Origin of the sequence: Arthrobacter sp. 35W, assembly GCF_000482545.1 — a bacterium.
Lineage (GTDB): Bacteria > Actinomycetota > Actinomycetes > Actinomycetales > Micrococcaceae > Specibacter.
In genome coordinates, this window is the sequence record NZ_KI519454.1 from 1,507,505 (window position 1) to 1,525,528 (window position 18,024).

An 18,024-nucleotide genomic window follows, 5' to 3' on the forward strand; every position below is an offset into this window, starting at 1 on the left:
AAGATCACAATTCATACTGTACGGTGTGTACTGTATACAGCAGACACACGCCGGAAACATGGAAGGTCGGTCGAGGATGACCCGCACTGTAAGGCTCAACGGCATTGCGTTTGGGGGCGACTACAACCCCGAGCAGTGGCCGCGCGAGGTGTGGCAGGAGGACGTGCGCCTCATGCAGAAGGCCGGTGTCAACTTCATCACCGTCTCGGTGTTCTCCTGGCCGCTGCTGGAACCGGAGGAGGGCCGCTTCGACTTCGGCTGGCTGGATGAAGTCATCGAACTGCTCCACAGCGCCGGGATCGCCGTCGACCTCGCCACGGCAACGGCCACCCCGCCGGCCTGGCTGATCCGCAAGCACCCCGAGGTTCTGCCGGTGACGGCCGACGGCGTGCGGCTGGCCTTCGGCTCCCGCCAGGCCTACTGCTTCAGTTCCCCGGTGTTTCGGGCCTACGCCCTCAAGCTCACCCGGGCCATGGCCGAACGCTACGGCAACCACCCGGCAGTGCGGCTGTGGCACGTCTCCAACGAGTACGGCGACCATGTGGCCCGCTGCTGGTGCGATGCCTCCGGGATGCACTTCCGCGGCTGGCTGAAGTCCAAGTACTCCAGCATCGAGGCGCTGAACGAGGCCTGGGGGACCAGCTGCTGGGGGCAGCACTACCTGGACTTCGAGGCCATCGAGCCGCCGCGCACGGCCACAGGCCCCATCAACTCCACCCAGCGGCTGGACTTTGAACGCTTCTCCTCCGACGCCATGCTGGAGCTTTTCACCGCGGAGGTCCAGGTGCTCCGCGAGGTGACGCCGGAGCTGCCGGTGACCACCAACTTCATGTCCATCCTGCACGAGCTGGACTACTTCAAGTTCGCAGACGCCGAGGACATCGTCACCGACGACGCCTATCCGGACCCGGCCGACCCCCGCTCCCATGTGGATGCGGCGCTGAACTACGCGCTGATGCGCGGCGCCAAGGGCGGAGCCCCGTGGCTGCTGCTGGAGCAGTCCGCCAGCGCCGTCAGCTGGCGCGAGGTCAACGTGCCCAAGGCGCCCGGCGTCATGCGTCTGGACAGCTACCAGGCCATGGCCCACGGCGCGGACGGCATCATGTACTTCCAGTGGCGCGCGGCCAAGTTCGGCCCGGAGAAGTTCCACGCCGCCATCCTGGGGCACCGCGGGGAGCGCAGCCGCACCTTCGCCGAATGCAGCGTCCTGGGCGCTGAACTGGCGGGACTCGCCGCCGTGAAGGGCAGCCGGGTGGTGGCCCAGGTGGCCATGCTCTGCGATTGGGATTCCAATTGGGCCCTCGCCGCCCCGGATTCGCTGCCGACCGACCGCCTGCCCTGGATCAAGGCCGCCCGGGCCTGGCACCGCGCCACCTTCGGGCTGGGCGCCACGGTGGACCTGGTCCGGGCCGGGGCAGACCTCACCAGCTACAAGGTGCTGCTGCTCCCCAACCTCTACCTGGTCCAGCCGGAGCTGGCGGCGCAGCTTGAGGCCTTCGCGGCTGCCGGCGGCACTGTCGTCGTCGGGCCGTTCTCCGGCGTTGTCGACGCCAACGACCACATGCACGACGGCGGCGCCCCGGGCCCGCTGCGCCCGCTGCTGGGGGTGGAGGTTGACGAGGTGTGGCCGCTGCCCGACGGCACCGCGGGGGAGATCCTGCTGGCCGGGGAGCCGCGCGGAGTGCACACCATCACCGAATGGATCGATGCCGTGGATGCCCGGATCGTGGCCCGCTACAGCGGCGGCGAGCTGGACGGGCGGGCGGCTGTGACGGTGCGCGAGCACGGCGCCGGCAGCGCCTGGTACCTCAGCGCCGCACTGGCCGAGGACGGCATGTCGGTGCTGATGGCGGAGATCCTGGACGAGGCCGGCGTGGCCCGGCGCCCGCTGCCCGCCAGCGCGGAGGCCGGCGACGCCGTCGAACTCGTGGTGCGCCGCGGACCCGACTCCTCCTTCAGCTTTGTGCTCAACCGCGGCACGGACCACGTCCCCGTGGACCTTCCCTCCAGTGCGACGGTTCTGGTGGGCGGCAGCGCTGCCTCCACCGTGCCGCCCCGCGGCGTGCTGGTGGTCCAGCACGACCACGCCGACGCCGTCGTTCTCGCGGCGGAGCCCGGCGCAGCAACAGACTTTTCGACCCCCCTTTCCACTCCAACAGCAGAGGTGACCCCATGACGGAACAAGCCGTCCACCCGTACATCCCCAACACCGCCCCCGATTCCCGGGCCGCCATGCTGGCAGCCACCGGCGCGGCAAGCATCGAGGAGTTCTACGCGGACATCCCCGCCGAGCTGCGCGTCAAGGGCCTGCTCAACCTGCCAGAGCCCTTCACGGCCGAGGCGGACCTCGAGCGGCACGTCAGCTCGCTGCTGGCGAAGAACACCAGCACCCGCGAATACCTCACCTTCCTGGGCGCCGGCGTCTACAACCACTACGTCCCCGCGGTTGTCGAGGACGTCATTGGCCGCAGCGAGTTCCTCACCGCCTACGCCGGAGAGCCCTACGAGGACCACGGCCGCTTCCAGGCCCTGTTCGAGTATCAGTCGCTGATGGCCGAGCTGCTGAACATGGACGTCGTGAACGTCCCCACCTACGACGGCTACCAGGCCACCGCGACGTCGCTGGCCATGGCCGGGCGCATCACCGGCCGCCGCACGGTGATTGTGGCCTCCGACGTGCACCCGGACAAGATGTCCAAGGTCCGCGACTACGTGCGCCCCTTCCTGGACCTCGTGGTGGTCCCCACCGTCGACGGTGTGGCCGATCTGGCCGCCGTCCGCAGCCTGGTCACCGACGAGACTGCCGCCGTCTGGCTGGAGACCCCGAGCTACTTCGGTGCCCTGGAGGCCGCCGGCGCCGAGCTGGCCGCCACGGCGCATGACCGCGGCGCCCTGCTGGTGGTCGGCACCGATCCCATCGGCTGTGGTGTGCTGGCCCCGCCGGCCGACTGGGGAGCCGACATTGTCTGCGGCGACATCCAGTCCCTGGGCGTGCGCCAGTGGTTTGGCGGCGGACGCGGCGGCTTCATCTCCGTCCACGACGACCCGGCCTTTGTGCTGGAAATGCCCTCGCGGCTGTTCGGCATCGAAAGCACCACCGTGGAGGGCGAATACGGCTTCGGCGACGTGGCCTGGGACCGCACCTCCTTCGCCCTGCGCGAAGAGGGCAAGGAATGGGTGGGCACGGCCGCAGCACTCTGGGGCATTGCCGCCGGCGTGTACCTCTCCGTGATGGGGCCGGCCGGCATGGCCGAGCTGGGCGAGACCCTGCTGGCCCGCACCGCCTACGCCCGCCAGACGCTGGCGGCCTTGGACGGCGTCGAGCTCACCGACACGGCACTGCACCTGCGCGAGTTCACCATCGACGTCGCCGGCACCGGGATGACGGCCCGGCGCCTGGTTGAACTGATGCGCTCGAAGAACATCGACGCCGGCGTGGTGGCCGGCGAGCACCGCCTGCTGGTGTGCGTCACCGAACTGACCAACACCGCCGACATCGACACACTGGCCGCCGCACTGGCCACGACCTTCCAGGAGAACTGAGATGAGCCTTCCCGTAGCACCCAAGCCGGCCCTGCGGCGTTTCCACCAGGCCAGCTGGGATGAGCCGATCATCTTCGAGCTGAGCACCCCGGGGGAGCGCGGCGTGCTGGTCCAGCGCCCCGCAGCTGTGGAGTCCGAGGCCCTCTCGCGCCGCGCCGGCCAGGTGGCCGCCGTCCGCCGCAGCACCGCCCCGGCTCTGCCCGAGCTGGCCCAGATGCGCGTGGTGCGCCACTTCCTGCGCCTGAGCCAGGAGAACCTGGGCGCCGATTTCAACGTGGACATCGGCCAGGGCACCTGCACCATGAAGTACAGCCCCAAGATCAACGAGGCCCTCCTGCGCACCACCAAGGCCATGGATCTGCACCCGCTGCAGGATGAATCCAAGGTCCAAGGCATCCTGGAGATCTTCTGGCGGACCGAGCAGCTGCTGGCGGAGATCTCCGGCCTGGAGCGCGTGAGCCTGCAGACCCAGGGCGGTTCCGCCGCAATCTGGTCCAACATCGCCATGATCCGCGCCTACCACGAGTCCAATGGCGAGGGCGAAAGCCGCGATGAGGTCATCACCACGATCTTCTCCCACCCCTCCAACGCCGCCTGCGCCAAGGCCGCCGGCTACAAGGTGATCACCCTGATGCCCGACGCCGATGGCTACCCGGACATCGAGGCCCTCAAGGCAGCCGTCTCCCCGCGCACCGCAGCACTGATGATCACCAACCCGGAGGACACCGGCATCTACAACGCCAGGATCCGCGAGTTTGTCGATCTGGTGCACGGAGTCGGCGGCCTGGCAGCCTACGACCAGGCCAACGCCAACGGCATCCTGGGCATCACCCGGGCCCGCGAGGCCGGCTTCGACCTGTGCCACTTCAACCTGCACAAGACCTTCAGCACCCCGCACGCCAGCGGCGGCCCGGGTGCCGGTGCCAGCGCCGTCTCGGCGAAGCTGGTCCCGTTCCTGCCCGGCCCCACCATCGACAAGGTGGGGGACAGGTTCGTGATCAATGGCGACCACCCGCAGTCGGTCGGCAAGATCGCCCCGTTCTACGGTGTGACCCCGAACATCATCCGCGCCTACGCCTGGATCATGGCGCTCGGCGCCGAGGGTCTGCGCCAGGTGGCCGAGATCGCGGTACTGAACAACAACTACCTGCTCAGCCAGGTGCTGGCCATCCCCGGCGCCAGCGCCCCCTACGCCGAGGGCAAGCGCCGCATCGAACAGGTCCGCTACTCCTGGGAGGAATTGTTCGAGGAAACGGGCATCTCCTCGGAGGAGATCGGCATCCGCCTCTCCGACTTCGGGATGCACTACTGGACCAGCCACCACCCGTATCTGGTGGCCCAGCCGTTCACCCTGGAGCCCACCGAGTCCTACTCCAAGACGGAGATCGACGAGTACGTCGCGGCCCTGGCCGAAGTGGTCCGCGAATGCCGCGAGGAGCCGGAGACGGTGCGCACCGCCCCGCACAACCAGACGGTGCACCACATCCACCACGATGACTTCGATGCGCCCGAGCGCTGGGCCATCACCTGGCGCGCCTACCAGCGCAAGTACTTCGGGGCCGTCCCGGCATCGGAGGCCACCCCGGCCGCCGTCGCCGATCCGGCCGTCCGCTGACACACCGCCCCACAGACACTGTTACAGACACTGCTTAGGAGAAATCAATGACGAACTCCCTTTTCACCCGACGCACCTTCTTTGCCGGTTCGCTGGGGGCGGCCGCACTGCTGGCCATCTCCGCCTGCGGCGGCGGCGCAGCCAGCGGCGGCAAGGACGCCAAGATTACCTGGTCCACCTGGGGCACTCCGGAGGAAGGCCAGCGCTTCAAGAAGTTCAACGAGCAGTTCAAGAAGGACCATGCCTCCATCGCCGCCACGCTGCAGATGGTGCCCTCCTACTCGGAGTACCACTCCAAGCTGCTCACCCAGCTGACCAGCGGCACGGCACCTGATGTGTTCTATGTGGGCGATGACTACATGGGCAAGTTTGTCGATGCCGGTGTGCTGATGAACCTGGACTCGGTGGTCAATGGCGGCGGCTTGAAGGCCTCCGACTTCAACGAGGCGCTCTTCGGTGCGGCCAAGACGGACAAGGGCCTCTTTGCCCTGCCAAACGACTGCAACCCGGACGTGATGTGGTTCGACAAGAAGTCGCTGGCCGCAGCCGGCATCACCGAGAACCCGGCCGAGCTCGCCGCGGCGGGCAAGTGGACCGTGGACACCTTCCTGGACATGTGCCGCAAGCTGGCCGGCGCCGGCATGCACGGTGCGCTGTTCTGGAACTACTGGGCCACGCACTGGAGCTGGGTTGCTGCCAACGGAGGCAAGGTCTTCGATGCGGCAGGCACCTTTGTGCTCCCCAACGACGCCGCTGGCAAGGCCGCCCTGAAGCAGTTGGGCGACGCCTTCCAGCAGAAGCTTTTCACCGTGGCCGACACCCTCCCGGAGGGCTCGGGCGGCGACAGCCTCTTCGCCTCCCACAAGGCCGGCTTCTACGTCCAGGGCCGCTACGGCATCGCGACGGCGGAGCAGTCAGGCAGCAAGGACGACTACGACATCGCGCCGTGGCCCTCCGCCTCCGGCAAGCCCGATGCCAGCGGCGTCGCCGCGTCCTACCTGGTGATCAATGCCAAGACGAAGGCGCCCGAGGCGGCCACTACCTTCCTGACGGAGTTCCTCAGCGCCAATGGCCAGACCCTGCGCCTGGCCGACGGCGGCAACGCCGTTCCGTCGATCAAGGGGGCCGACGCCGTCGTCCTGGACGGTTCCTACCCGGCCCACGCCCAGACGTTCCTTGACCTGCGTGATGCCGGTTTCTCCGACTACGCCAAGGAGGCAAAGGTCCCGGGGCTGTCCTCGGACGTCAGCGAACTCATGCTCTCCCTGTACGAGGGCAAGACCAGCGCCGACGACGTGGTGGCGCAGCTGTCCACCATGATGGCCAAGGCGGCCTAACGCCGTGGCAACTACCTTGCATGGCAGCCGCCGGAGCGGCAACCCGGGTGGCCGCTCCGGCGGCCGCCCGGACGGCGGGGCCCAAAATGGCAGCGGCACAGCCATCGTGGAGCGCAGGGAGGCCGGCTGGCGGCGGCGCGACCGATGGATGGGCCTGGTGTTCGTCGGTCCGCAGCTGCTGGGCATGTGCGTCTTCGTCCTGCTGCCGTTCGCCGTCGGCATGGTCCTGGCCTTTGCCAAGTGGGACGGCCTCACGGCCCTGGAATGGGTGGGCACCGACAACTTCGCCGCCCAGATGGCCAACCCGGAATTCCTGCGGGCCATCATCAACACCGTGGCGATCGCCCTCATCACCGTGCCGATCGGCCTGGCACTGTCCCTGCTGATCGCCGTCGGCCTGGACAGGCTGCGGGCGCGCACGGGCTACCTGATCATGTACTTCGCCCCCGTAATGACCAGCTCCATCGCCATTTCCCTGGTGTGGCAGCAGATCCTGCGGGCGGACGGCCCGTTGAACTCCTCCTTCGCCAAGGTGTTCGGCATCCCGGGGCCGGATTGGCTGGGGGATCCGCGCTTTGTGCTGCCGGCCGTGTGCATCGTGACCATCTGGTCCTCGCTGGGGCTGAACGTGATCATCTTCCTGGCCGGCCTGCAGGGCATCTCGCCCTCGATTCTGGAGGCCGCCAAGGTCGACGGCGCAGGCCCGCTGCGGACCATGCTGCGGATCCGGCTGCCGCTGCTGTCCCCGGTGGTGTTCTTCTCCACCGTGGTGGCCGTCATCAGCTCCTTCCAGACATTCGACGTCGTCTTCATCCTCACCAAGGGCGGCGGGCCGGACGATTCCGCACGGACCATCGTGTACCAGATCTATGAGGACGGCTTCAAGAACTTCGAGTTCGGCATGGCAAGCGCCGCCTCGATCATCCTGCTGCTCCTCACCCTCCTCGTCACGGCCGTGCAGCTGATGCTGCAGCGCCGGTTTGTCCACTACGAAAGCTGACCACCGTGGCAACAACTCTGATCCAAGATTCGAAGGTCCGGGTGCGCGCCGCCGGGCGTCCGGCGCGCCGGCACGCCACCGGCAGCCGCGCCTCCCGGGTGCTGCTGCACGTGTTCCTGGGCGTCGGCGGCTTCCTGATGGTGGCGCCGTTCCTGTGGATGCTGCTGACCTCCTTCAAATCCCTGCCGCAGATCATTGCGGATCCGCTGGGCCTGTTCCCAGCGCCGTGGAACTTCGCCAACTACGCGGATGCCTGGAATGCGGCGCCGTTTGGGCTGGCCTATTGGAACAGCATCTACATCTGCGTGCTCACCGTGGCCGGCACCATTCTGACGGCCTCCATGGCGGCCTACGCCTTTGCCCGGATTGATTTCAAGGGCAGCAAGTTCCTCTTCGTGCTGTTCCTGGCCACGCAGATGGTGCCCCAGCAGGTGACCATTGTGCCGCTGTACATGATCTTCTCCGCCCTGGGCTGGGTGGATACGCATCTGGCCCTGATCATTCCGGCCGTGCTCTGCAACCCGTTTGCCGTGTTCCTGGTCCGCCAGTTCATCCGCTCGCTGCCCGTTGAGCTGGAAGAGGCGGCACGGCTGGACGGTGCCGGACGTTGGCGCATCCTGTTCAGCGTGGTGCTGCCGAACATCAAGCCCGGGCTGGCCGCGCTGTCGATCGTGGTGGCACTGAGCGCCTGGAACAACTTCTTCCTGCCGCTCATCGTGCTCAACAGCGAGGAACAGTTCACTGTGCCCCTGCTGCTTTCCCAGTTCACCGGCCAGTATGGCGGCATCAACTACTCGTTGGTCATGGCCGCCTCGGCCATCTCCATCGTGCCGATGCTGATCGCCTTCCTGATCGGCAACCGCAAGATCCTCAACTCCATGGCCATGTCCGGCATGGGCGGCTCCTGATGGGTTCATGGGCCGGTGCAGGGGAGTTTCTGGACCTGTGCGAGGTGCCACTGACGGACCGCGGATCGCGGCTGCTGGTGTTCAGGAACGACGGCGGGCCCGGAACCGAGGGGGCGGCCGCGGGCGGCCTGCGGGTTGCCGGCGCCATCTACGAGCGCAGCCCACAGAAGTCCACGCATCTGCGCCGGATCGCCGTGTTCGACGGTGCTGGCCGGCCGCTGGATGTCACAGTTGTGGAACCCGAAGGTATCACCTTCGGCACCTCGGAGGCCTCGCTGGTCCTCGTGGGCGCGGATGCCCTGAGCATCGGCGCCCTGGGGCAGCCGGTGTCTGTGGTGCTGGAGCCCTTCGGTATCGGTGCCGAGGGGCAGCCGGTGTCCGAGGTGGAGGGAACCGGGATCCACTGGTCCGCCACAGCCGGATCCGTCCCCTCCGCCGGCGATGACGGCGTCGTCCGCCTATGGCTTGAACCCGGCGCCAGTGTGCTGGTGCGGATCGGGCAGCCCGTGGACGAGGCTCCGGAACCGGACAGCCATGCCGAGGTTGCGGCGTCGGCCTCGGCGCGGTGGAGCGAGTGGTTCGCCCGGCTTCCCGCCGTCCGCGCCACCAATCTGGAGCTCGTGCGCTACGCCTGGTGGATCCTGGCGAGCAACATCGTCCAGCTGGACACACACCCCGGCATTGACGCCGTCGTGCCCTCAAAGCAGGGCTACGTTGCGGCCTGGCAGTGGGATTCCTACTTCATCAGCATAGGTCTGCGCCACGGCGACGCCGAGCTGGCGGGGGACCAGCTGCGGCTGTTCTTCGCCGAGCAGGCGCCCGACGGCGGCCTTCCGGACGTCGTCCACGACCACGGCACGCTGGCCTGCGTCGGGGACATGCCGCCCGGGGATCTGGCCACCCTGGCCCGGATCCACGGGGCGGATTCTCCGATGGTCACCCAGGGCGACATGCCCATCACCAAACCGCCGCTGGCCGCCTGGGCGGCGCGCGCCGTCGACGCCGTGGCCGGAACCCAACTCCAAAGCGAGCTGCGGGACGGGCTGGACCGGCTGCACGCCTGGTGGTTTGCCCGGCCCACGCCGGACGGCCTGCCGGGCTACGAACACGTCTACTCCTCCGGACTGGATGATTCGCCGCTGTTCGACGACGGTGGCCCGGTGTTCGCGCCGGACCTGCCCAGCTACCTGGTGGTCGCGTTGGATGCCATGGCGGATCTGGCCGAGGAATCCGGCGACCCCGAGACCGCCGCACGGCACCGTGCCCTCGCGGAGTCGACGGCTGCAGCCTTGGTGGAGCGTCGCTTCGATTCCGAGGTGGGGCGATTTGTGGCACTGACCCCGGCAGGACGGCGGGGGACTGTGACGCCCTTTGGCCTGATGCCGCTGCTGACCGGCCGGCTCCCGGCTCCCGTGAAGGCCGCGCTGACGGCCCAGCTGGCGGACCCCACACTATTGGGGGCACCGTACGGTCTGCCCACGGTGGGCCTGTCCGAGCCCGAGTTCAACCAGGACCGCATGTGGCGCGGCCCGGTGTGGCTGAACGTCAACTGGCTGATCGTCCAGGGCCTGCTCCGCAGCGGGCTGGAGGCCGACGCTGCCGCCCTGGCCGAGCAGACCGTGGCGATGGTCGTCGCCAGCGGGGGGCTGCACGAGTACTGGAACCCGCTCACGGGCACCCGTGCGGTCGGCGCTACCACCGGCTTTGGCTGGTCCGCGGCGCTTTTTCTGGACCTGGCCGTCTGGCTCGCCGCCTCCGACGCCGGACGCTGACCCAGTTCCGGCACCCGCCTGAATCGAGGTTGCAGTTGTGGCGGGGTCCGTGCCGCGGAAGCCGCCACAACTGCAAGGTCGATTCCTGGTTCCACCAGAAGTTGCCCGTCCCGGATGCCGGGGCGGTCTACTTTTGCTGGGAAGTTGGCATCACAACTGGATTACCGACTTCAACGCGGGAACTGCATCCTTTGTCGAGGTAAAGTCATCCATCGGCTCCCGGTCCTTTGACTTCCCGTCGCGAGTGTCGGCCTGCCTAGACCAATAGCAGGAATGCGACCAGAAGGGAACGCGTTTCATGACCCTGGCCCGGCCTGGCCGGTAGCTCAGCCGCACAGGCACGTCCCTGACGCCTGATCCGAACACGGGAGCAAGCGGCCCTCCTGCAGGGTCGCCCTCCAGGAGCCTTCGGCTGGGGAAATAGAGATTTGTCCACCGCGTAGGTCCAAATACGGCCGAGGAATTTCCCACGAGATAGGAGCGACGGGGGTTCTCCGGCCGTTTGTATTCGTAGAAAGCGCCTTTGTCCCCAGGTGCGAACGATGGTGGACACGTTGGCAGTTCCAGCTCTGCGAACTTTTTTGCAAGGACATGCCGTTTGTTGGACAGAATGGTTTCGGCATGAGTGAGCGGCGACCCCAAGGTTACAAAGTCACTGACTTTCCATGGAATCCCTGCAGTGGCGTTCTCCCTGTGCAGCCGGTATTGCTGTTGTTGAAACAGGTGGACACTGGTCGTTCCGGTGGACTCCAGCTGTTCTGCACTGGACTGCTTAATGGGAGATCCAGAATCATCATCAGGCAGCCGCAGCGCGTCCCACGCAATCCGCAGAATATCGTAGCCAATGGCGGACCCCAGGCTGTGGCCCACGACAATGATCCGCGTGTACTCGTCCCCACTGTGAAGCTTCTTTATGAGCTCCACCCCACGCCGGCGAATTCGATCGCGGGCGGGAATATCGCGTGGCAAAGGCGAGAAATAGCGTAAAACATCCGATAGGAAATGTCCCATGAAGTACCACGCCCACACGGCGGCGGACAGAGCCACCGCCAGAAGGGGAATCCAGACGATCGGCATGGTGTCCAGATTCCATTGGTGAAATAACCAACCAAGAAAATAGAGAATCGCTGCAGCTAGTACCGTCAGTATTTGAAACCACATGATCATGGTCCGTGTGGTGTGGTTCTTGTACAGGAAGAAGGGCCTCGCGGCATACTTGACCGTCCACCGCACGACGCCAAGGGTGCGGCCTGGCGTGAACTCCGGTGTCCAGTAGAAGTCAAGGAAATCGGCGGTAGGCCTAGGGCGTTTCCCGGGGAGTGTCAGCCTGCGCAGATCTGTTCCATCCGAGAGCCTGTCCGGTTTGTTAAACAGACTGGGTGGCGGAGTCTCGTCATCCGCTGGCATGGTGACCGCAGCCACGAAGTCCCTGAGAGTATCCATGGGGAGCTGTTCGCCCATCCCTTGGATGAACAAAACGGCGATGCGTTCCTCCGGTGGCTCTTCCTTTGGCCCTTCTGCGTGGTCGGCGTCCATGGGCTATTCTCCCTGACCTTTCCCTGGCGACGCAGGCCACGTCCGCGGTGGTCCAGCGAAAACTGTTTGCACCTACCGCGAGTTTGGACACCTTTTGAAGGCGAGTCAAGGGTGCGGCACGGCAGAGGCCCGCCCCGGAATCCGGGACGGGCCTCATGCCATTAGGCGCTTAGGCGATGCCGCCGCCGTCGACCACCAGCGCAGCGCCGGTGACGTAGGAGCTGGCGTCGCTGGCCAGCCACACCACTGCCTCGGCGATTTCGTCAGGGGTGCCCATGCGCTTGAGCGGGCGGTCGTTGGACTCGTCCAGGAAGCTCTGCTCTTCCTGGGAGAGCTGGCGGGCCTCCTCGCGCAGCATCGGTGTGTTCGTGTCGCCCGGGTTGACGGAGTTGACGCGGATGTTGTCCGGGCCGTGGTCGATCGCCAGGGCGCGGGTCATGTTGACCACCGCCGCCTTGGAGGCGCAGTAGGACAGCGCGGTGCCGCCGCCCTTCAGTCCCCAGCCGGAGCCGGTGTTCACGATCGCGCCGCCGCCATTGGCGATCATCAGCGGCACCACAAACTTGCACATCAGGAACACGCCGCGGACGTTGACGGCCATGACCTGGTCCCACTCGGCGGTGGTGGTGTCGATGACGTTGGCGCGGCGGATGATGCCGGCGTTGTTGAAGAGGACGTTGATGGTGCCCAGGGCGGCCACAGCCTGCTCCACCGCCGCTTTCACGGAGGTCTCGTCGGCGACGTCGGCGGCAATGGCGACGGCGTTGACGCCCAGTGCCTGGATCTCCGCCGCCACGGCCTCGGCCGCTGCGTGGTTGATGTCGACGACGGCGACGTCGGCGCCTGCCGCAGCCATGGCCAAGGCCGTGGCCCGGCCGATGCCGGAACCGCCGCCGGTGACAAGGGCCTTCTTATCCTGCAAACGCATGGTGTTCTCCATATCGGGTGTCGCTTCCTTGAGTGGGTGATGATCGATGGGTCGGGGGGAAATGCTGGTGGAAAGTTGTTAGGGGCGCCTAGTCCAAAGTGCCGACGGGGTAGACGGTTTCAGTGCCGGGGCCGGTGAAAACCTTGGTGTAGCCGCTCAGGGCGGCGTCGGCCTCTGCACTGCCGGTGTCCACGCGCAGGGCGCGGGTTCCCAGCGAGGCCAGCTTCGCCGGCGTCGCGATCACCAGCAGTTCAGTGCCCCTAACGAGTTCTGCGGTGAGCTGCTGGTTTCCACGGCCCACAATGAAGCCCTGGCCGCCCAGGGGCGTGACCACGATGGTAGCCGTGACGCCGGACAACAATTCTTCCAGCTCTGCGGCCGTGGCATCCTTGGCCAGCAGCACGCCGTCGCGCACCACATCCACACCCAGCCTGGTCAGCTTCAGGCCGAGGGAGCAGCCGACGGCGAGGGTGGTGCCGCCGGGGCCGAGCACATAGGCGTGGCCTGCCCGCATTGACGCGGCAAAGGCATCGGCCAATGCGCCGACGGCCGTGGCGTCGGAGGCGGGGGTGGGGGTCTTGCGGTCCTGGAGCCGGGTGGGGTCGACGGGCACCCGAAGGGACCCGTAGTACGCGGGGGAGGCCGCACCGGCCCGCAGCGCGTCCTCGTCAATGTCCACCACATCGCGTTCGGTGGTGGCGCGGGCGGGGGAGAGCAGCCATGCCGCCGCCGCGGACCCGGCCGCAACGGGCGTCAGCGCAAAGGCCGCGGAATAGATCTTGACGCCGGCCGGAATGCCCAGCACGGGCAGGGCGCCGTCGACGGCGTCGAGAATGTCGCGGGCGGTGCCGTCGCCGCCGGCAAAGAGCAGCAGGTCCACACCGGAGTCCCGGAGGGCCAGCGCAAGGGTGCGCGTGCTGGCGGCCGTTGTTGCCCCATGTGACGCGGACTGCGCGCCATCTGGCTCGGCCCAGGGGGAGGCCAGCCGCACGCTGCACAGGCCTGCCGCGGCGTCTTCGCCGAGTTCGCCGGGCCCGGTGAGCACAACGACGTCGCGGCCCTGGTGGGCCAGCCTGTCGACCAGCTGCCGGAGGGCGCGCCGGGTCCGCAGCGCCGATTGGGGTTCCACTCCTGCTGCCCGGGCGAGCTCGCGGATGTCGGGAGCGTCGCTGCCCTTGTGGGCGCACGGGCCGCCGAGGCCGGCAACGGGATTGACGATCAGTCCTACAACAAATGGCTGTGGCATGGGACCCCTTTCTCCTGTATACAGTATACTGCATGTAGAACGCGGGCAAGAGATTGCTTCAGCTAGGATGCGATGAACAGTCTGCGGTGGGGGACTGGACCGCAGAGTGAGGAGAACGGCATGTCAATACAGCGTCAAACCCTGCGCGAGCAGATCGAAACCGAAATCATGGAACGTGTGGGCGCGGGTGATTTCGACATGGGATCGGCCATCAATGAGGTGGCCCTGTCCGTGGAGCTGGGCGTCAGCCGCACGCCGCTGCGCGAGGCCCTGATATCCCTCACGCAGCAGGGTGTCATAGACCGAGAATCCGGCAAGGGGTTCCGTTGGGCACCTGTCAGCGCGGCGGATTTCGCGGAGATGGTGCAGATCATCGCGGCCCTGGAATCCCTGGCCGTCTCCCTCACCGCGCCGGAGGCATTGGCCAAGATCGCGCCCGAGCTGCTGGCCCAGGCCCGCGGATTCACGGATTCGATCGGCTCCTCGGCGGAGCTGGACCTCCACGACGACCAGTTCCATGAGCTGCTGCTCTCCGGCAATCCCAACCGGCGCCTGGCGGAAAGCATCGCGTCCATGAAGCTGGCCCTGCGCCGCTATGAGCGGCTGCTGGTCTCCAGCACGGATCTGATTGAGCGCTCCGCCTCCGAACATGAGGCGATCGCCACGGCCCTGCTGGCCGGCGATGTCCCGGCCGCTGTGGCAGCGCTGAGCGCCAATTGGAACAACGGAACCAACCGGCTCATCGAGGTTGCCGAGGCCAAGCGGCCGGCCTAGCCTGCCACTGGAGCCGGCAGCCTGGCCGAGACCATCGAGTCGAAAAGACCCGCGAGGTAGTACTGCCCGGCCTCGCTGGGATGGTCCCCGTCGGGCCCGATCAGCTCATCGGCGCGTCCCATGATCCAGTGCTCGGCAATGGGATCGACAAAGGCCACTCCGGCAGCCTGGGCCTCGGATGCCACCGCGTCCCGGACCTGCAGTCGCTCAGGCTCGGGATCGTCGGTGTAGGAGGGCGGGCCAACGACGACGACGGCGGCCGTTGGCGCCGCGGCCTTGATGCCGGCATAGGTTTGGGCGGCAGCTTCCCGCAGCTCACCGTCGTCGTACCCCATGTCGTTTTCCGATCCGAACACCACCACCAATGACGTGTCGGAGGGGATCTCCGCCGCCTCGTCCACGAACGTCTCATCATCGTCGCCGATGCTGACGTAGCCGCTGCCGTTCCGTGCGGCGTTGATGATCTGCACCGCTGCACCGCGGGTGTCGAAATCATCCTGCAGCAGCGCCGGCCACGCCAACTCGGGGCTGGTGCCGTACCCGGTGGACAGCGAATCGCCCAGCACGACAACTGTGCTCAGCAAGGAATCGGCGGAGGGGGCGGCGGCCGGGCCCGGCGACGGCCCGACGGGCAGCCCACCAGGCGAAACCGTCGAAGCGGAGCTGCTGCATCCGGCCAGCACCAGAGCCCCCGCCGCAGCCAGGACCAGCACGGTGGACTTCATGACACACTCCCTTCCGGCCGGCCGCGGCGGCATGCCAGAGTCCAGTGTGCAACGTCTTGCTGTGAAAGACCTTTGATTCGCCCCGGCACGCGGCACCGAGGCACCTTTCAGGAACTTCCCAGCCTTATGGGCCCAGAATGGTCTTTGGCAAGCTGTGAAGGGATGCGTGGTCCATGGTCGGAAGTCTGGGGCGAGAGGTGGTGGTCCGTGCTGGCGGGCATCACCTCCCTTGACCTGCTGGCGGGGCCGGTGCCACTGGTCGTGGGCGCGCTGGCCTGTTTGGCGGGCATCTACCTGCTGGCCCGCAACCGCCGCCGGTGGCTGCTGTGGGTGGCGGGCGCCGTGCTCGCATCGGCCATTGCTGCCGTCGGCATCAATTGGTGGGCCGTGCACGCTGCGCAGCTCAGTGCCTACGATCTGCCGCTGGCCGTGCAGGGCTGGTGCGCCGTCGCCGTCCTTGGCCTGGTGCTGGCGGTGCTCAATCTGGTGGGTGCCACGTGGCGCCGGCGGCTGCTGGCCCCGGTGGCCATGCTGGTGGTGATCCTCTGCGCGGCGCTGCAGATCAACGCCTACTTCGGCCAATACCGCACGATTGACGACATCACCGGCGCCGCCGCCTCGGGCATCGCGCCCCTGCCGACGTCGGCCAAACCCGCGTCGCCCGACGTTGGAACCAGCGCCGGCGGTGGGGCGGCATCCGGCTGGGAGCCGCCGGCGCAGATGCCGGGGCGCGGCAGCGTGTACTCGGTGGACATTCCGGGGACGGTGTCGGGCTTCAGCCCCCGCACGGGGTACGTCTACCTGCCGCCGGCCTACAACGCCGCCAACGGTCCACGGCTGCCGGTGCTGGTGCTCATCGCCGGGCAGCCCGGCTCCCCGCAGGACTGGCTCGGCGGCGGACAACTGTCAACGTTGATGGACTCCTACGCAGGTGCCCACCGGGGGCTGGCCCCTGTGGTGGTTGTGGTCGATGCCAACGGATCAACCGACGGCAACACCATGTGCATGGACTCAAACCTGGCCAAGGCGGACACCTACCTGACCCAGGACGTCCCCGCGTGGATCAAGGCGTCCCTGATGGTGGATGCCAATCCGCAGCGCTGGGCCATGGGCGGGTTCTCCTTTGGCGGCACCTGTTCCATCCAAATGGCAGCGCTGCACCCGGACATCTACCCCAATGCCTTGGACTTCAGTGGCGAGAAGGAGCCGGCCCTGAGCGCTGACCGCGCCACGACAGTCAAGACAGCCTTTGGCGGCGACACGGCGGCCTTCGATGCCCTCACCCCGTTGAATGTCCTCGCGAAAGGGCAGTACAGCGACAGCTGGGCCTACTTCGCCGCCGGAGCCCAAGACTCCGAATTCGGCGCGAATATGGCCATAGTTTCAGCCGCGGCATCCACCGCCGGCATGAAGGTGCGCACCCAGCTCGTGGCCGGCGCCGGGCATGCATGGGCCGTGCCCATTGCGGCGATGGGGCCCGCCCTGGACTGGCTGGCCCCGCGGATGGGGCTGGCCAGCTAGGGCGAATCGGCACCTGTGCGATTAATGTCCCGTGCTGGCCCTGGCCACCAGTTCGGGGGTGAAGACCACCGAGCGGGGCGCTGGCGGCTCGTCCGCCGTCTGTTCGAGGAGAAGTTCGACGGCGGTGCGGCCGATCAGCTCGGCGGGCTGGCGGATGGAGGACAGCGGGACCACCGCGGAGGCGGCGAAGTCGATGTCGTCGTAGCCAATCAGGGCGATGTCCTCTGGAATCCGCAGGCCGCCGAGCATGGCCAGTGACTGGATGACGCCCAGCGCCAGCAGGTCATTGGCGCAGAACAGGGCGTCCGGAGCGGTGCCGGGTGTCCGCCTGCGCAGGTCGTCACCGACCCCGCGGCCGCCCAGCACGGTCAGGTCGGCGGCGGTCAGAACCTCCAGAGTGGCACCGGGCACCTCCGCCACAGCCCGGCGGGCACCCGCCAACCTGTCCTGGACCTGGCGGAGTGTGGCATTGCCGCCCACGAATGCTATCCGGCGTCGGCCGGCGTCGAGCAGATGGCGCACCGCCACGTAGCCTCCGGCGGCATTGTCCACGGCCACTGAGCTGAACCGCTGCCCGTCGGATGGGGCGTCGACCAGGACAATCTTCAACCCCGCGGCCTCGGCTGCCGCCAGCCTGGCGGAGACGTCACCCGTGGGGGAGATGAGGATGCCCTGCATCCGCTGCTCCTCGAACAGCTCGATGTAGTGCCGTTCGCGTCTGGGATCGTGGCTGCTGTTGCCCAGCAGGACGGCGCTGCCGGCCCGGGCTGCGGCCTCCTCGGCGGCGCGTGCCACCGAGCTGAAGAAGGGGTTGCCGGCATCCAGCACAATCATGCCCATGGTTCTGCTGCGTCCGGCGCGCAGCTGGCGGGCCGCGTCATTGCGGACAAACCCCAGCTCGGCGATGGCTGCCAGAACGCGGTCCCGCGTTGTCGAGGAAACCCGGTCGGGATAGTTCAGCACATTCGACACCGTGCCGACGGCCACCCCGGCCTGGTTGGCCACATCCTTAATGCTTGCCGCGCGGACCACCGCAGGCTCCCGTCTCCCCGGCAGGAGGACCGGGGGATTTCAGTTTGATCTTGACACTGCTTCGCTCCCAAGGGTACTTTGAATCGA

Annotated in this window: 14 protein-coding genes; 9 read left to right on the top strand and 5 right to left on the bottom strand. The window is 67.3% G+C overall.

Translation table 11 applies throughout. The annotated features are described in order from the left end of the window. Positions 1-76 precede the first annotated feature (76 nt). The 7 genes from K254_RS0106490 to K254_RS22190 are packed head-to-tail and all read left to right on the top strand — an operon-like array spanning position 77 to position 10,175. Entirely contained in the window at positions 77-2,176 is a 2,100-nt protein-coding gene (locus K254_RS0106490) for a beta-galactosidase (protein ID WP_026554667.1), read from the top strand. After that, the gene (gene gcvPA / locus K254_RS0106495; protein ID WP_026554668.1) at positions 2,173-3,543 is read left to right on the top strand and encodes an aminomethyl-transferring glycine dehydrogenase subunit GcvPA; all 1,371 of its coding nucleotides are present in this window, start codon (positions 2,173-2,175) and stop codon (positions 3,541-3,543) included. Before K254_RS0106490 ends, gcvPA begins: the two co-directional genes overlap by 4 nt. Position 3,544: 1 nt before the next feature. Next, complete coding sequence (gcvPB, locus tag K254_RS22185) at positions 3,545-5,158, top strand: aminomethyl-transferring glycine dehydrogenase subunit GcvPB (protein ID WP_051388935.1); 1,614 nt, start codon at positions 3,545-3,547, stop codon at positions 5,156-5,158. 47 nt (positions 5,159-5,205) lie between these two features. Further along, on the top strand, positions 5,206-6,495 hold the full coding sequence (locus tag K254_RS0106505; protein ID WP_026554669.1) for an ABC transporter substrate-binding protein: 1,290 nt from the start codon (positions 5,206-5,208) through the stop codon (positions 6,493-6,495). Between the two features lie 4 nt (positions 6,496-6,499). After that, entirely contained in the window at positions 6,500-7,495 is a 996-nt protein-coding gene (locus K254_RS0106510; protein ID WP_231391770.1) for a carbohydrate ABC transporter permease, read from the top strand. A 5-nt stretch (positions 7,496-7,500) separates the two neighbouring features. Beyond that, positions 7,501-8,403 (top strand): carbohydrate ABC transporter permease, encoded by a 903-nt coding sequence (locus K254_RS0106515; RefSeq protein WP_231391771.1) that lies wholly within the window; start codon positions 7,501-7,503, stop codon positions 8,401-8,403. Next, complete coding sequence (locus K254_RS22190) at positions 8,403-10,175, top strand: amylo-alpha-1,6-glucosidase (RefSeq protein ID WP_051388937.1); 1,773 nt, start codon at positions 8,403-8,405, stop codon at positions 10,173-10,175. The genes K254_RS0106515 and K254_RS22190 overlap by 1 nt, the downstream gene beginning before the upstream one ends. Positions 10,176-10,325: 150 nt before the next feature. Here the strand turns inward: K254_RS22190 and K254_RS0106525 are convergent, their stop codons facing one another. The 3 genes from K254_RS0106525 to K254_RS0106535 form a co-directional block, all read right to left on the bottom strand. Further along, positions 10,326-11,711, bottom strand: a complete 1,386-nt coding sequence (locus K254_RS0106525; protein ID WP_026554672.1) for a hypothetical protein — start codon at positions 11,709-11,711, stop codon at positions 10,326-10,328. Between the two features lie 169 nt (positions 11,712-11,880). Further along, positions 11,881-12,639 carry an SDR family NAD(P)-dependent oxidoreductase gene (locus tag K254_RS0106530; RefSeq protein WP_155848467.1) on the bottom strand — a complete coding sequence of 253 codons (759 nt, stop codon included), beginning with the start codon at positions 12,637-12,639 and terminating at the stop codon, positions 11,881-11,883. 88 nt (positions 12,640-12,727) lie between these two features. Beyond that, positions 12,728-13,885, bottom strand: a complete 1,158-nt coding sequence (locus K254_RS0106535) for an ATP-NAD kinase family protein (protein WP_026554674.1) — start codon at positions 13,883-13,885, stop codon at positions 12,728-12,730. A gap of 120 nt (positions 13,886-14,005) precedes the next feature. Here K254_RS0106535 and K254_RS0106540 point away from each other — a divergent pair, with 120 nt between their 5' ends. Continuing rightward, on the top strand, positions 14,006-14,659 hold the full coding sequence (locus K254_RS0106540) for a GntR family transcriptional regulator (RefSeq protein WP_026554675.1): 654 nt from the start codon (positions 14,006-14,008) through the stop codon (positions 14,657-14,659). On the opposite strand, the gene K254_RS22195 is transcribed toward K254_RS0106540, so the two are convergent. Next, positions 14,656-15,384 (bottom strand): SGNH/GDSL hydrolase family protein, encoded by a 729-nt coding sequence (locus tag K254_RS22195; protein ID WP_051388938.1) that lies wholly within the window; start codon positions 15,382-15,384, stop codon positions 14,656-14,658. The two genes, K254_RS0106540 and K254_RS22195, sit on opposite strands and share 4 nt — an antisense overlap. A gap of 207 nt (positions 15,385-15,591) precedes the next feature. On the opposite strand from K254_RS22195, the gene K254_RS0106550 reads away from it, so the two are divergent. After that, positions 15,592-16,905 carry an alpha/beta hydrolase gene (locus tag K254_RS0106550; protein WP_026554676.1) on the top strand — a complete coding sequence of 438 codons (1,314 nt, stop codon included), beginning with the start codon at positions 15,592-15,594 and terminating at the stop codon, positions 16,903-16,905. 21 nt (positions 16,906-16,926) lie between these two features. Here the strand turns inward: K254_RS0106550 and K254_RS0106555 are convergent, their stop codons facing one another. Further along, positions 16,927-17,937 carry a LacI family DNA-binding transcriptional regulator gene (locus K254_RS0106555; protein WP_026554677.1) on the bottom strand — a complete coding sequence of 337 codons (1,011 nt, stop codon included), beginning with the start codon at positions 17,935-17,937 and terminating at the stop codon, positions 16,927-16,929. Between the last annotated feature and the right edge of the window lie 87 nt (positions 17,938-18,024).